This window comes from Paraburkholderia sp. BR13439, from assembly GCF_040948805.1.
In the GTDB taxonomy this organism is placed as follows: Bacteria; Pseudomonadota; Gammaproteobacteria; order Burkholderiales; family Burkholderiaceae; genus Paraburkholderia; species Paraburkholderia youngii.
The window spans coordinates 30,763-44,632 of the sequence record NZ_JBFPKN010000017.1; the positions used below are offsets into that span (position 1 = coordinate 30,763).

The following is a 13,870-nucleotide window of genomic DNA, read 5'->3' on the forward strand; positions in this document are numbered from 1 at the left end:
ATCGCCGGCCAAACGATCCGGCGATCCATAACATGCATGGAGAAGAGACAATGCAGGATCAGTACGTCCTTGCGCTTGACCAAGGCACCACCAGCTCACGCGCGATGCTGTTCGACCGGCGCGGCAACGTCGTGTCGAGCGCGCAAAAGGAATTCCAGCAGATCTACCCGCAGCCTGGCTGGGTCGAGCACGATCCGCAGGAAATCTGGTCGACCCAGGCCGGCGTCGCCGCCGAGGCGGTCACGCGAGCCGGCATGAACGGCACGTCGATCGCGGCGATCGGCATCACGAACCAGCGCGAAACCACGATCGTGTGGGATCGCGAAACCGGCCAGCCGATCTACAACGCGATCGTCTGGCAGGACCGCCGCACCGCCGACTTCTGCGACGAACTGAAAGCGCAAGGGCTCGAAGCGAGCGTGCGCGCGAAGACCGGTCTGCCGATCGACTCGTACTTCTCGGCGACCAAGATCCGCTGGATTCTCGACAACGTCGAAGGTGCGCGCGAAAAGGCGCGTCAGGGCCGGCTCGCGTTCGGCACCGTCGACAGCTGGCTCATGTGGAATTTCACGAAGGGCGCACTGCACATCACCGACGTAACCAACGCGTCGCGCACGATGCTGTTCAACATCCATACGCTGAAGTGGGACGACGAACTGCTCTCCGCACTCGACATTCCGCGCAACATGCTGCCGGAAGTGCGGCCGTCGTCGGAGGTGTACGGACCGACGGTGACCACCGTGTTCGCATCGAAGATTCCGCTCGCGGGCATCGCCGGCGATCAGCACGCCGCATTGTTCGGCCAGATGTGCACCGAGTCCGGCATGGTCAAGAACACCTACGGAACCGGCTGCTTCCTCGTGATGAACACGGGCGCCAAACCGATCGAATCGAAGAACAATCTGGTCACGACGATCGCCTGGCAGATCGGCGAGCGTATCGACTACGCGCTCGAAGGCAGCATCTTCATCGCCGGCGCGGTGGTGCAGTGGCTGCGCGACGGCCTCGGCATCATCAGGAGCGCGGCCGAAATCGAAACGCTCGCGCGCAGCGTGCCGCATTGCGACGGCGTGTATCTCGTGCCTGCGTTCGCCGGCCTCGGCGCTCCGCACTGGAACGCGCATGCGCGCGGCACGCTGTTCGGGCTCACGCGCGGCACGACCTCCGCGCATATCGCGCGTGCGGCGCTCGATTCGATCGCGTATCAATCGCTCGATGTGCTGAAGGCGATGGAAGCCGACTCGGGCATTCGCATCGGCGAGTTGCGCGTGGATGGCGGCGCCTGCGCGAACAATCTGCTGATGCAGTTCCAGGCCGACATCCTCGGCGTCGACACGGTGCGCCCCCAGGTGTCGGAGACGACCGCGCTCGGCGCCGCCTATCTGGCCGGTCTCGCGGTCGGCTACTGGAAGGATATCGACGAGTTGAAGAGCCAGTGGAAGCTCGAACATCGCTTCACACCGGCGCGACCGCATGCGGAGGTCAGGACCTGCCTCGATGGCTGGCAGCGCGCGATCCGCGCGGCGAAGGCCTGGGCCGATACACCGTAACGTCGTCAGGCCGCGGGCACGCAGAACGTCGAAAGGACGTGGTCCGAAAGCACGTATGATGTCGCTTTTCACCCCGGCGAGCGGGCCCCGCAACCCGCCGCCCGCGCGCGTTGCGCTTATCGTTTTTTCAGGCATGATCGACCACCTCATCTGTGACTGCGACGGCGTGCTCGTCGACAGTGAAGTCATCGCCGATCGCGTGATGTTCGACACGCTGACGGCCACCTTCCCCGGCATCGATTTCGCCCCCGTCATCAAAACCGCGTTCGGCCAGCAAACCTCGCGCTTTCTCGCCGGCCTCGAAAAGCAGTTCGACATCACACTGCCCGCGAACTTCCTCGATGCGATCGAGCACAACGTCGAGCTCGCGCTCGCCGCGTCGCTCGGTCCGATCCACGGTGTGCGCGACGCGCTGCAGCGCGTGACGCTGCCGGCCGCGGTCGTGTCGAACAGCCGCATGACACGTGTGAGCGCATCGGTGCGGCGGGCCGGTCTGCAGCAGATTTTCGGCGAGCGGGTATTCAGCGCCGAGCAGGTCGCGCGGCCAAAGCCCTATCCCGATGTCTATCTGTTCGCGGCCACGTCGCTCGGCGTCGAGCCCGCGCGCTGCCTCGTCGTCGAAGACAGCGTCTCGGGCCTGAACGCGGCGCGCGCGGCCGGCATGAAGACGATCGCCTTCGTCGGCGCGAGCCATATTCCGGACGGCTATGCGGATGCGCTGCGCGCGATGGGCATCACGCGAATCATCAAGCATATGGATGAACTGCCGGCGCTGATCGACGCGGGCGTGCGCGGCGAGTTCGGCGACGTGCAGTCGTAGCGGTTTCGCGCAACGCCGATAAAAAAAGCCGGTTCTTCTTGCGAAGAACCGGCTTTTTGCGTCATGGCACTGCGTGCCGCTCGAAGCATGATGGCCCGTCAAGCCTCGGCCATCGCGCCCTCGCGCACCCGCGCGAGCGTCTCGCGAAACTCGACCAGCTCGGCGATCGTCAGCATCGGCAGATCGTGTTGCGCGGCAAAGCGTTCGACGTCCGCACCGCGCGTCATCGTGCCATCAGCGTTCATCAGTTCGCATAGCACGCCGGCCGGCTTCAGGCCCGCGAGGATCGCCAGATCGACGGTGCCTTCGGTGTGGCCGCGCCGTGCCAGCACGCCGCCGGGCATCGCGCGCAGCGGGAACACGTGGCCAGGGCGCACGATGTCGGCGGGCGTGGCCGTATCGGTGATCGCAGCGCGGATCGTAGTCACGCGATCCTGCGCGGACACGCCGGTGCTGACGCCTTCGCGCGCTTCGATCGACACAGTGAACGCGGTGCCGTGACGGCTTTCGTTGTTGACGGCCATCGGCGGCAGTTCGAGCGCGCGGATCTTGTCGTCGGGCAGGCATAGACACACGATGCCGCTGCATTCGCGGATCAGGAGCGCCATCGTTTCGACCGACAGGCGCTCGGCCGCGACGATCAGGTCGGCTTCGTTCTCGCGGTCGTGGTCGTCCTGCAGCACCACGGCGCGACCCTCGCGCAGTGCCTGCAAGGCGGCGGCGATACGCGGCGGAACGGCTTCGGTGGCAAGCAGAGGGAGATCGGCGAAGGCATCGTCTGCAATCGTCGACGGAGCGGGAAAAGTAGCAAAGGACATGTTGAAACGCTCATCGCAAAAGTTGGGCGAGAAACGTTTCAGGGCATTGCAAACAGACTGACGCGCCGCCGCCTGGCACGCCGCACGAAAGCGGACGATCATCAGCCGCCCAAGCTACGGGCGGCATCGCGGAACGCACATGACTATCTGCACATCTTCTTCCATCCGGACTATCACCGTCGGCTCTGGCTTCTGACCAGATCTGCTGACCCCGCCGCAATCTCCGCTACTGCGAAGACCACTCGATGCGGGCGCTCGCGGGCTTGCCGGCTCACGCTGTCGCGCTGTCGGCCTACCGCCGGTGGGGAATTGCACCCCGCCCTGAAGACGCACTGATTGCCGGTTTGACCGGCCGGCGAAGCATACAACAGTCGCGCAAGCGCTGCAGCACGACGAACAAAGACCCTACTGGCGGCGTTGGCCCTGCATCGACGCCCCGAGCTGCGCCAGAACCTCGAATGCCGTCGATTCTCAACCCGGTACGCCTTCGCGCGCAGCTTCATCGCGTGCGGCGCTCGCGGCCCGCACTTCCCAGCGCGGCGGCGTCTCAGCTCGCAGCGTCACGCGAAACGCGCGCGCCTCGGTGTCGCCGGGATTGCGCAGGCTGTGCGGCTGGTCGGCGTCGAACACGATCGCGTCGCCGGTCGCGAGCAGCTGGCGCTGGTCGTGCACGCTGACTTCGAGCGTGCCGTCGCTGACCACCAGATTCACCGTCGTGCCCGGCGCGCGGCGAATGCCCGCCTCCGTATGCAGCGGCGCGATCCGCAGCTCGTGAAACTCGGCGGCGATCGACTCGTCGTCTGGATACAGCGGGCGCACCGAGTAGCGCCCGTTCGCGCTGACCACGCGGGCCGAACGCTCGGCCGGCAGATGCTCGAAGCCGTTGGTCGCGTGACGCCGCAGGAACGCCGCCACCGACACCTTCAGCGCCGCCGCCACCTTGCACAGCACTTTGATCGACGGCACGCTGCGCGCCGACTCGATTTGCGCGAGCATCGCGCGCGACACGCCGGACGCGCGCGCCAGCGCATCGAGCGAAAGCTGGCGTTCGGCGCGCAGCCGCGCCAGATTCACGCCGACCAGCTGTTCGAGCGCATCGAAGGGTTCGGCAGAGCGCGGCGCGGCGTTGGTATCGCCATCGGCCGAAGGATCGCGGACCAGCGCGAGCGGGGAATGCATATTGGCCTCCAGAGCGCCGCCCAACGGCGCAAGAGCAGTAAGTGGAGGCAAGATAGCATCGGCTCTCGCCGCGCCCAACGAAGTTATCTTCACACTGTTATCAGCATGGCGGAGGCAAGCAACTGACGACTCACGCGCCTTGGGCGAGCGTGCGCGCGCTGCTCGATATCCTCGCCGAGCGCTTCGCGCAGGTGTCGGATCAACCGGGAAGCCCGCTGGGACTGCCGCTGGAGCAGCCAATGAGCGCCTAATGAGCGCTAAAACCCCCGCAGCATGAAGGGCTATAATATGCAGTTACGCTGCAAAGACACGCGCAAGCCGGCCATCAAGAGCCGCGCTGCCCCGCGCCGCGGCCTCCTTCACCTTTTTACGACGCCCCCAGGTTAACCACTGCGACCGGCGAAATTCGATGACCAAGAAAGTTTATGTAAAAACCTTTGGCTGCCAGATGAACGAGTACGACTCCGACAAGATGGTCGACGTGCTCGGTGCCGCTGAAGGACTCGTCAAGACCGACACGCCGGAAGACGCCGACGTGATCCTGTTCAATACCTGCTCGGTGCGCGAAAAAGCGCAGGAAAAAGTCTTCTCCGACCTCGGCCGCGTGCGCGAGCTGAAGGACGCGAATCCGAATCTGATCATTGGCGTGGGTGGCTGCGTCGCTAGCCAGGAAGGCGCATCGATCGTCGCGCGCGCGCCGTACGTCGATATCGTGTTCGGTCCGCAAACGCTGCACCGCCTGCCGCAGATGATCGACGAGCGTCGCGCGAGCGGCCGCGCGCAGGTCGATATTTCGTTTCCCGAAATCGAGAAGTTCGATCACCTGCCGCCGGCGCGCGTCGAAGGTCCGAGCGCGTTCGTGTCGATCATGGAAGGCTGCAGCAAGTACTGCAGCTACTGCGTCGTGCCGTACACGCGCGGCGAGGAGGTGTCGCGTCCGCTCGACGACGTGCTGACCGAAATCGCCGGCCTCGCCGACCAGGGCGTGCGCGAAGTCACGCTGCTTGGCCAGAACGTGAACGCCTATCGTGGAAAATTCGGCGGCGCACCGACCTTGGGCTCGACCGAGATCGCCGACTTCGCGACGCTGATCGAATACGTCGCGGACATCCCCGGCATCGAACGGATTCGCTACACGACGTCGCATCCGAAGGAATTCACGCAGCGCCTGATCGACACTTATGCGAAGGTGCCGAAGCTCGTCAGCCACCTGCATCTGCCCGTGCAGCACGGCTCCGACCGCATCCTGATGGCAATGAAGCGCGGCTACACCGTGCTCGAGTACAAGTCCGTAATCCGCAAGCTGCGCGCGATCCGCCCGGATCTGTCGCTGTCGACGGACATGATCGTCGGCTTCCCCGGCGAGACCGAGGAAGACTTCGCGAAGATGATGGCGCTCGTCGAAGAGATGAAGTACGACACGAGCTTCTCGTTCATCTACAGCCCGCGCCCCGGCACGCCGGCCGCGAACCTGCACGACGACACGCCGCGCGAGGTGAAGCTGAAACGTCTGCAGCATCTGCAGGCCACGATCGAAGAGAACGTCCAGCGCATCAGCGACGCGATGGTCGGCAAGGTCGAGCGCATTCTGGTCGAGCGCCCGGCGCGCAAGGATCCGAACGAGCTCGCGGGCCGCACCGAGAACAACCGCGTCGTCAATTTCCCGGCGCCGGTGGCGTCGCATGCACGGCTGATCGGTCAGATGGTCGACGTGAAGATCGTGCACGCGTACCCGCACTCGCTGCGGGGCGAACTGGTGATGGTTCGCGACGACAGCGCCGCCGTGACGCACTGAGCACGCTAAGCGCACTGACCGACATTCTGAGTATCGCAACCGACAGGATCGACTCACCGCCTTGAAGACCACTCAGCAGCATCTGGAATTCACCGCACCGCGCGAAGACAACGCGCGGCTTGCCAACCTCTGCGGACCGCTCGACGAAAATCTGCGGCAGATCGAGCAGGCGCTCGACGTGACCCTGCAGCGCCGTGGCCACCGCATCACGATCCGCGGGCGCGGCGCGAAACTCGCGCTCACCGCGCTCGAAAACTTCTACAACAGCGCACGCGAGCCCTTGTCGGTCGACGACATCCAGCTCGCGCTCGTCGAAGTGCGCCATCCGGCGCGCCATCGTTCGAACGGCAACGGCAATGGCAATGGCGGCGACGCCGTCGACCCGCGCTTCACCGGCAATCCCGATCATCCGTTCGACCAGCCCGCCGATGCCAATGCGAGCGAAGACGACTTCGAGGAATACGGCCCGAAACTGTACACGCGGCGCGCGGATTTGCGCGGCCGCACGCCGGCGCAGCGCGAGTACCTGAAGCAGATCGTGTCGCACGACGTCACCTTCGGCGTTGGCCCGGCCGGCACCGGCAAGACCTACCTCGCGGTGGCCTGCGCGGTCGACGCGCTCGAGCGCGACCAGGTCAAACGCATCGTGCTGACGCGCCCGGCCGTCGAAGCAGGCGAGCGGCTCGGCTTTTTGCCGGGCGATCTGGCGCAAAAGGTCGATCCGTATCTGCGTCCGCTGTACGACGCGCTGTACGACCTGCTCGGCTTTGACAAAACCGCGAAGATGTTCGAGCGGCAGATGATCGAAATCGCGCCGCTCGCGTACATGCGCGGCCGCACGCTGAATCACGCGTTCATCATCCTCGACGAGGCGCAGAACACCACGCCCGAGCAGATGAAGATGTTCCTCACGCGGATCGGCTTCGGCTCGAAGGCGGTCGTCACCGGCGACACGACCCAGGTCGACCTGCCGCGCGGCCAGAAGAGCGGGCTGATCGAAGCGCAGCAAGTGCTCGCGAACGTGCGCGGCATCGCGCTCACGCGCTTCACGAGCGCGGACGTGGTGCGCCATCCGCTGGTCGCGCGAATTGTGGAGGCGTACGATGCGCATGCGCAGAAGTCGACCGCCGCGGCCGATTCGCGCTAAAGCGATGCGCTTCGCAGCGCGAGGTCCGCGTGGCCTCGCCACCATGCCGCAAAAAACGACTGAGCCACGAACGCCACGCACAGAAACCGCATGAGCCGCACCCCAAAACTAACGCTGAGCCTGCAATTTCCCGCTGCCAAAGCCTGGCCGGAACACAAGGCGCTACTGCCGCGCGCGACGGTGGCCGGCTGGATCAAGGCGGCGCTGTTCGCAGACGGCGAATTGACGGTTCGCTTCGTCGACGCCGAAGAAGGCCGCACGCTGAACCGCACCTATCGCGGCAAGGATTACGCGACCAACGTGCTGACCTTCGCCTATGCCGAATCGGAAGACGACCCGGTGACGGGCGATCTGATTCTGTGCTGCCCGGTGATCGAGAAGGAAGCCGCCGAGCAGGGCAAACCGCTTGCCGCGCATTACGCGCACCTGCTCGTGCACGGCACGCTGCATGCACAAGGCTACGACCACGAGGTTGAAGAAGAAGCCGAGGAAATGGAGGCGATCGAAACCGAAATCCTCGCCAGGCTCGGCTTTCCGGACCCTTATCAATAGACGTCCCGGCCCCTCCGAACCCACAGTGAGCACTCCGTCCCCCGAAACCGAGATTCCTGTGCCCTGCCCGGACTACCCGCCGGTGCTCGGCGACTCGCGGCTTCTGACTGACGACGAACTGCGCGCGTCGCTTGAATGCACGTTGCGCGGCTGGGACCGCCAGAGCGATCTGTGGCTGTTCGGCTATGGCTCGCTGATCTGGAACCCGGGACTGCCCACCGTCGAAGCGATGCGCTCGAAGGTGCACGGCTATCACCGCGGCCTCTATCTATGGTCGCGTGTGAATCGCGGCACGCCCGAGCAGCCCGGCCTCGTGCTCGCGCTCGATCGCGGCGGCTCGTGCACCGGCATGGCGTTCCGGCTCGCGGCCGATGGCTCGATGCCGCATCTCGAAGCACTGTGGCGCCGCGAAATGCCGATGGGCTCGTACCGTCCCGCGTGGCTGCCGTGCGTACTCGCGGACGGCCGGCGCGTCGACGCGCTCGCCTTCGTGATGCGCCGCGACGTGCCGAGCTACACCGGCAAGCTGCGCGACGACATCATTCAGACCGTGCTGGGCTGCGCGAGCGGCCGCTACGGCACGACTTTCGATTACGTAAGCCGCACCGTGCATGCGCTGCGCGAAAGCGGGATGCCGGACCGCGCGCTCGAAGCGCTGCTCGCGCGCTGCAAGCCGGTCGTGTAATTTCGTCATCTCGGCGAAAACCCCACCCGCGACTTTTTTGCCGGCGAGCGCTTTTGACCGCGTAATCGGTTAGGATGATTCCACGCTCCGCCTTCGTGGCGCGGCCGTTTCACCTTGGCTTCACTCATCGCCAGGCCCGGCCGGACACGGTTCCGCCATTTGCCTGGTGTATCCTTAACGCTCTGTAACAGCGCGCCCAGTCTCGCCGGGCGCACTACCATGAACGACACGTATCCCAGTCGACGCCATACCGGACGCCATCTCGACAAACCGCAGGAAAAGCGCTCGCTGCTCGAACGCCTGACCGACTTCATCTCGCCCGAACCCGACTCGCGGGCCGAACTTCTGGAAATTCTGCAGGACGCGCACGAGCGCAACCTGATCGACGCCGACTCGCTGTCGATGATCGAAGGCGTGTTCCAGGTCTCGGAACTGAGCGCGCGCGACATCATGGTGCCGCGCGCGCAAATGGACGCGATCAACATCGCCGACAATCCCGCCGAATTCATCCCCTACGTGCTCGAGAAAGCGCATTCGCGCTATCCGGTCTACGAGGGCAATCGCGACAACATCATCGGCGTGCTGCTCGCGAAAGATCTGCTGCGCTACTACGCCGAAGAAGAATTCGACGTGCGCGGCATGCTGCGCCCGGCCGTGTTCATCCCCGAGTCGAAGCGGCTGAACGTGCTGCTGCACGACTTTCGCGTGAACCGTAACCACCTCGCGGTGGTCGTCGACGAATACGGCGGCGTCGCGGGCCTGATCACGATCGAAGACGTGCTGGAGCAGATCGTCGGCGACATCGAGGACGAATACGATTTCGACGAGGAAAGCGGCAACATCATCGCGTCGCCGGACGGACGCTTCCGGGTGCGCGCGCTGACCGAGATCGAGCAGTTCAACGACACCTTCGGCACGCATTATTCAGACGAAGAAGTCGACACGATCGGCGGGCTGGTCACGCATCACTTCGGCCGGGTGCCGCATCGGGGCGAGAAAGTGCGCCTCGACGATCTGATCTTCGAGATCCTGCGCGGCGACGCCCGCCAGATCCACATGCTGCTGGTGCGCCGCGACCCGCTCGCGGGCCAGCGCGAACGCGAGTCGCAGCACGTGCAGACCTGAGCCGGCGGCTCGGGCCGATGCACGGCCCGAGCGCCCGCGCGTTGTTATTGCGGGCGCATGTGGCCTACTCGTTTGCCTGCTGATTTACCCTTTCAACTTCCGACGCCGACCGCGCAATAATGGCCGACCCGATCACTTCCCGTTCGCACCGCGGCGTGAGCGCTCCCGCCCCCGCTGCCACCGACGACGTCACGCGCAGCCGCGCGCTGCCGCGCTGGCACTACCTCGTCGCACTGGCCGCGGGCGCGGCCAATACGCTGTCGTTCGCGCCGACGCCGCATGGCGGCTGGCTGCAACTCGCGATCTTCGTGTTCTTCTTCGGGTGGCTCACGCGCAGCACCGGCTGGAAAAGCGCCGCGCTGACGGGCGGCGCGTTCGGCTTCGGCAACTTCGTGAGCGGGGTCTGGTGGCTGTATGTGAGCATGCACTACTACGGCGGCATGCCGGCGCCACTCGCCGGCATGGCGCTCGTGCTGTTCTCGCTGTATCTCGCCCTCTATCCGGCGCTCGCCGCGGCGATATGGTCGTCCTGCGCGGGCCATGCGCGCAACGGCGCGGCCGACGACCGCGCGCCATTCTCGCCGACCTGGCACGGCGCGCTGGCTTTTGCCAGCGCGTGGGCGATCGGCGAATGGCTGCGCGGCACGGTGTTCACCGGCTTTCCGTGGCTCGCCACCGGTTACGCGCAAGTCGACGGCCCGTTGGCGGGGTTTGCGCCCGTGGTCGGCGTATATGGCGTCGGCTGGATGGTCGCGCTGACGGCCGCGTTGATCGTGCAGGCATTGCTGGCGCTGCTGCCGTCGTGGCGCCCCGGGCATGCCAATGAATCGCGCGAGCCGAACGCCAGCGCCGCTGGTGACGTCGACAACCGCGCCGCGCGCGGCCGCGGCACGCGCGTTGCCGCCATCGCCGTGCCAGCCTGCGTCGCGCTCGCGCTGCTCGTGATCGGCCTGCTGCTGCCGCTCGTGCAGTGGACGACACCCGCCAATGCGCCGCTGACGGTGCGCCTGCTGCAAGGCAACGTGAAGCAGGAGATGAAATTCGAGGAAGCCGGCTTGCGCGCGGCGGTCGACGAGTATCAGAAAATGATCACGTCGAAGCCGGCCGATCTGATCGTCACGCCGGAAACCGCGATCCCCGTGCTCGCGCAGCAGCTGCCGCCGAACTTCGCGGCTGCGATCCGCCAATTCACCGATTCGACCGGCAGCTCGCTGCTGTTCGGCGCGATCGGCGGCACGATCACGCCGGACGGCCGGGTGGTCGACTACACCAACAGCCTGTTCGGCGTGACGCCCGGCTCGCACGAAATCTATCGCTACGACAAGCACCATCTGGTGCCGTTCGGCGAATTCGTGCCGTGGGGCTTCCGCTGGTTCGTGAACCTGATGAACATACCGCTCGGCGACTTCTTCCGTGGCCCGCCTGTGCAAAAGCCGTTCATGGTGCATAACCAGCCGGTCGCGGTGAACATCTGCTACGAGGACATCTTCGGCGAGGAAATCGCGCGCACGCTGCGCGAGAACGCCACGCCCGCCGGCGTGCTGATCAACTCGACCAATCTCGCGTGGTTCGGCGACACGATCGCGCTCGACCAGCATCTGCAGATCGCGCGCATGCGCTCGCTCGAAACCGGCAGGCCGATGCTGCGCGCAACCAACACCGGCATGACCGCCGCAATCGACGCGAGCGGCCGCGTGATCGGGCGCCTGACGCCATACACGGTCGGCTCACTCGACGTCAACGTGCAAGGCACCGCCGGCAACACACCTTACGTGACGAGCGGCAACAACACGGTGCTCGCGGTGTCGGTGCTGCTGCTCGCGATCGGTTTCGCGTTCGGACCGGGGATCGCGCGGCGGCGCAACGGCAAGCGGTAACGCCGGCGCCCACGTCAAACGAACACCGCCCGCAAAAAAAATGCGCCTGACATGCAGGCGCATTTTTTTATGCTCATTCGAGCTTCATCAATCCTTCGGCGCCGTATCGATGAACGACTGCCGCTGCGACAGCTTCTGGAAGTGCTTGTCGAGGTTCGGATGCGCTTCGCGCCAGTTCAGTTCCGGCATACGGAAGTCCAGATAGCCGAGCGCACAGCCCATCGCGATGTCGGCCAGCGTGTAGTGATTGCTCGCGCACCACGGCTTGCTGCCAAGCCCCCGCGACATCGCGATCAGCGCTTCGTCGATCTTGCGCTGCTGCCGCGCGACCCATGCGTCCACGCGCTGCTCGGGCGCGCGCTGCGTGCTTTCGAGCCGGATCAGCACGGCCGCGTCGAGCACGCCGTCGGCGAGCGCCTCCCAGCAGCGCACTTCGATGCGCTCGCGCCCGGACGGCGGAATCAGCTTGCCCACCGGCGACAGCGTATCGACGTATTCGCAGATCACGCGTGAATCGAACACGGCTTCGCCGTCTTCCATCACGAGGCACGGCACCTTGCCGAGGGGGTTGAAGGTGTGAATCCGGGTATCCGGCGCCCAGACGTTCTCGGGCACCAGTTCGTAGTCGATCTTCTTGTCGGCGAGCACGATGCGCGCTTTACGCACATACGGGCTGCCGAACGAACCGATGAGTTTCATCATGACCTTCTGCCTTTTTCTGAATCCGGCGAAAGTATAAGTGGTCTAAGGCTTCCGCGAACGTGCTGGCGGCATCTTCGCGAACTGCCCGCCGAGCCGCTGTGGACGGATTGCAACATGACGGCGGCCGCCGCGCCGTCGGAATCCGCACAAAGGGAGTCGATGTCGTGCGCGGAGAATGGGGCCAGGAGACACGCGGCGCTACAATCGCACGATGAACCAGCCGACCGAACCCACCATCGCCATCGACGTCTACCGCACGCGCCGCGAGCGCGTTCTCGCCGCGCTGCGCGCCGCGGGCGGCGGCGTCGCCATCGTCCCGACCGCGCCGGAAGCGCTGCGCAACCGCGATACTGACTATCCGTACCGCCACGACAGCTACTTCTATTATCTGACCGGCTTCACCGAGCCCGAAGCGCTGCTGGTGCTCGATGCCAGCGCTGCGCCCGGCGCGCCCGCGTCGGTGCTGTTCTGCCGCGAGAAGAGCCTCGAGGGCGAAACGTGGGAAGGCTTCCGCTTCGGCCCCGACGGCGCGCGCGAAGCATTCGGGCTCGACGCCGCGTTCCCGATCGGTGAACTCGGCACGCAGTTGCCGCGCATCATCGCCGACAAGCCGGCGCTGCACTACGCGTTCGGCACCTCGGCGCATCTGGACGAGCAGGTGCGCGGCTGGCTCGACGCGGTGCGCGCGCAAAGCCGCAGCGGCACCGTCGCGCCCACGGCCGCGCGCGACCTGCTGACATTGCTCGACGAGATGCGGCTCGTCAAGGACGACCACGAGCTCGCGATCATGCGCCGCGCCGGCCAGATTTCGGCGGCCGCGCACCGTCGCGCGATGGCCGCGTGCCGGCCCGGTATCCGCGAGTACGAGCTCGAGGCCGAACTGCTCTATACGTTTCGCAAGTTCGGCGCGCAGGCGCCGGCCTATACGTCGATCGTCGCGGCCGGCGCGAACGCGTGCGTGCTCCACTACCCCGCCGGCAACGCGATCGCGCGCGACGGCGACCTGATCCTGATCGACGCGGCCTGCGAACTCGACGGCTATGCGTCCGACATCACGCGCACGTTCCCGGCGAGCGGCCGGTTCACGCCGGCGCAGCGCGAGCTGTACGACATCGTGCTGGCCGCGCAGCAGGCCGCCGTCGATGCGACGCGCGCCGGCGCGAGCTTCGACGATCCGCATCAGGCAGCGCTGCGCGTGCTGTCGCAGGGGCTGCTCGACACCGGCATCGTGCCGCGCGCGAAGTTCACATCGGTCGACGACGTGATCGCCGAGCGCGCCTACGCGCCGTTCTACATGCATCGCACCGGCCACTGGCTCGGCATGGACGTGCACGACTGCGGCGACTACCGCGAGCGCGGCGCGCCGCGCGACGAAGCGGGCGCGCTGCCGTGGCGCACGCTGCGCGCGTCGATGACGCTGACGGTCGAGCCGGGCCTGTACGTGCGCCCGGCCGAAGGTGTGCCCGAGCGCTACTGGAACATCGGCATCCGCATCGAGGACGACGCGATCGTCACGCCGACCGGCTGCGAGCTGATCACGCGCGACGTGCCGGTCGCCGCCGACGAGATCGAGGCGCTGATGCAGGAAGCACGAGCGGCTCATCAACAGAGGACCTGATC

Annotated in this window: 12 protein-coding genes and 1 riboswitch; of the genes, 9 read left to right on the forward strand and 3 right to left on the reverse strand. The window is 65.9% G+C overall.

The genetic code is table 11. From position 1 onward, the window contains the following. Window positions 1–50: 50 nt before the first annotated feature. Window positions 51–1,550: a glycerol kinase GlpK gene (gene glpK / locus AB3X96_RS28785; RefSeq protein ID WP_368592387.1), complete on the forward strand. Its 1,500-nt coding sequence runs from the start codon at window positions 51–53 to the stop codon at window positions 1,548–1,550. 133 nt (window positions 1,551–1,683) lie between these two features. Next, the gene (locus AB3X96_RS28790; RefSeq protein WP_176365616.1) at window positions 1,684–2,370 is read left to right on the forward strand and encodes an HAD family phosphatase; all 687 of its coding nucleotides are present in this window, start codon (window positions 1,684–1,686) and stop codon (window positions 2,368–2,370) included. Window positions 2,371–2,468: 98 nt separating this feature from the next. On the opposite strand, the gene ribB is transcribed toward AB3X96_RS28790, so the two are convergent. Together ribB and AB3X96_RS28800 are read right to left on the reverse strand one after the other, a co-directional pair. After that, window positions 2,469–3,188 carry a 3,4-dihydroxy-2-butanone-4-phosphate synthase gene (ribB, locus tag AB3X96_RS28795; protein WP_368592388.1) on the reverse strand — a complete coding sequence of 240 codons (720 nt, stop codon included), beginning with the start codon at window positions 3,186–3,188 and terminating at the stop codon, window positions 2,469–2,471. A gap of 149 nt (window positions 3,189–3,337) precedes the next feature. Continuing rightward, window positions 3,338–3,521: riboswitch (FMN riboswitch) on the reverse strand. A 138-nt stretch (window positions 3,522–3,659) separates the two neighbouring features. Continuing rightward, window positions 3,660–4,367 (reverse strand): helix-turn-helix domain-containing protein, encoded by a 708-nt coding sequence (locus tag AB3X96_RS28800; protein WP_368592389.1) that lies wholly within the window; start codon window positions 4,365–4,367, stop codon window positions 3,660–3,662. Between the two features lie 409 nt (window positions 4,368–4,776). Between AB3X96_RS28800 and miaB the strand changes: the two genes are divergently transcribed. The 6 genes from miaB to lnt all read left to right on the forward strand — a co-directional run bounded on the left by miaB (window position 4,777) and on the right by lnt (window position 11,548). Continuing rightward, window positions 4,777–6,162 (forward strand): tRNA (N6-isopentenyl adenosine(37)-C2)-methylthiotransferase MiaB, encoded by a 1,386-nt coding sequence (miaB, locus tag AB3X96_RS28805; RefSeq protein ID WP_368592390.1) that lies wholly within the window; start codon window positions 4,777–4,779, stop codon window positions 6,160–6,162. A 61-nt stretch (window positions 6,163–6,223) separates the two neighbouring features. After that, on the forward strand, window positions 6,224–7,309 hold the full coding sequence (locus AB3X96_RS28810; protein ID WP_368592391.1) for a PhoH family protein: 1,086 nt from the start codon (window positions 6,224–6,226) through the stop codon (window positions 7,307–7,309). A 90-nt stretch (window positions 7,310–7,399) separates the two neighbouring features. Beyond that, entirely contained in the window at window positions 7,400–7,861 is a 462-nt protein-coding gene (ybeY, locus tag AB3X96_RS28815; protein ID WP_176105095.1) for an rRNA maturation RNase YbeY, read from the forward strand. A gap of 25 nt (window positions 7,862–7,886) precedes the next feature. After that, entirely contained in the window at window positions 7,887–8,546 is a 660-nt protein-coding gene (locus AB3X96_RS28820; RefSeq protein ID WP_184226455.1) for a gamma-glutamylcyclotransferase, read from the forward strand. Window positions 8,547–8,765: 219 nt separating this feature from the next. Beyond that, on the forward strand, window positions 8,766–9,671 hold the full coding sequence (locus tag AB3X96_RS28825; protein WP_176105093.1) for an HlyC/CorC family transporter: 906 nt from the start codon (window positions 8,766–8,768) through the stop codon (window positions 9,669–9,671). A gap of 119 nt (window positions 9,672–9,790) precedes the next feature. Then, window positions 9,791–11,548 (forward strand): apolipoprotein N-acyltransferase, encoded by a 1,758-nt coding sequence (lnt, locus tag AB3X96_RS28830; RefSeq protein ID WP_368592392.1) that lies wholly within the window; start codon window positions 9,791–9,793, stop codon window positions 11,546–11,548. Window positions 11,549–11,635: 87 nt separating this feature from the next. On the opposite strand, the gene AB3X96_RS28835 is transcribed toward lnt, so the two are convergent. Next, on the reverse strand, window positions 11,636–12,250 hold the full coding sequence (locus tag AB3X96_RS28835; RefSeq protein WP_368592393.1) for a glutathione S-transferase C-terminal domain-containing protein: 615 nt from the start codon (window positions 12,248–12,250) through the stop codon (window positions 11,636–11,638). Between the two features lie 211 nt (window positions 12,251–12,461). Here AB3X96_RS28835 and AB3X96_RS28840 point away from each other — a divergent pair, with 211 nt between their 5' ends. Then, window positions 12,462–13,868, forward strand: coding sequence for an aminopeptidase P N-terminal domain-containing protein (locus tag AB3X96_RS28840; RefSeq protein ID WP_368592394.1), 1,407 nt, complete (start codon window positions 12,462–12,464; stop codon window positions 13,866–13,868). Window positions 13,869–13,870 lie beyond the last annotated feature (2 nt).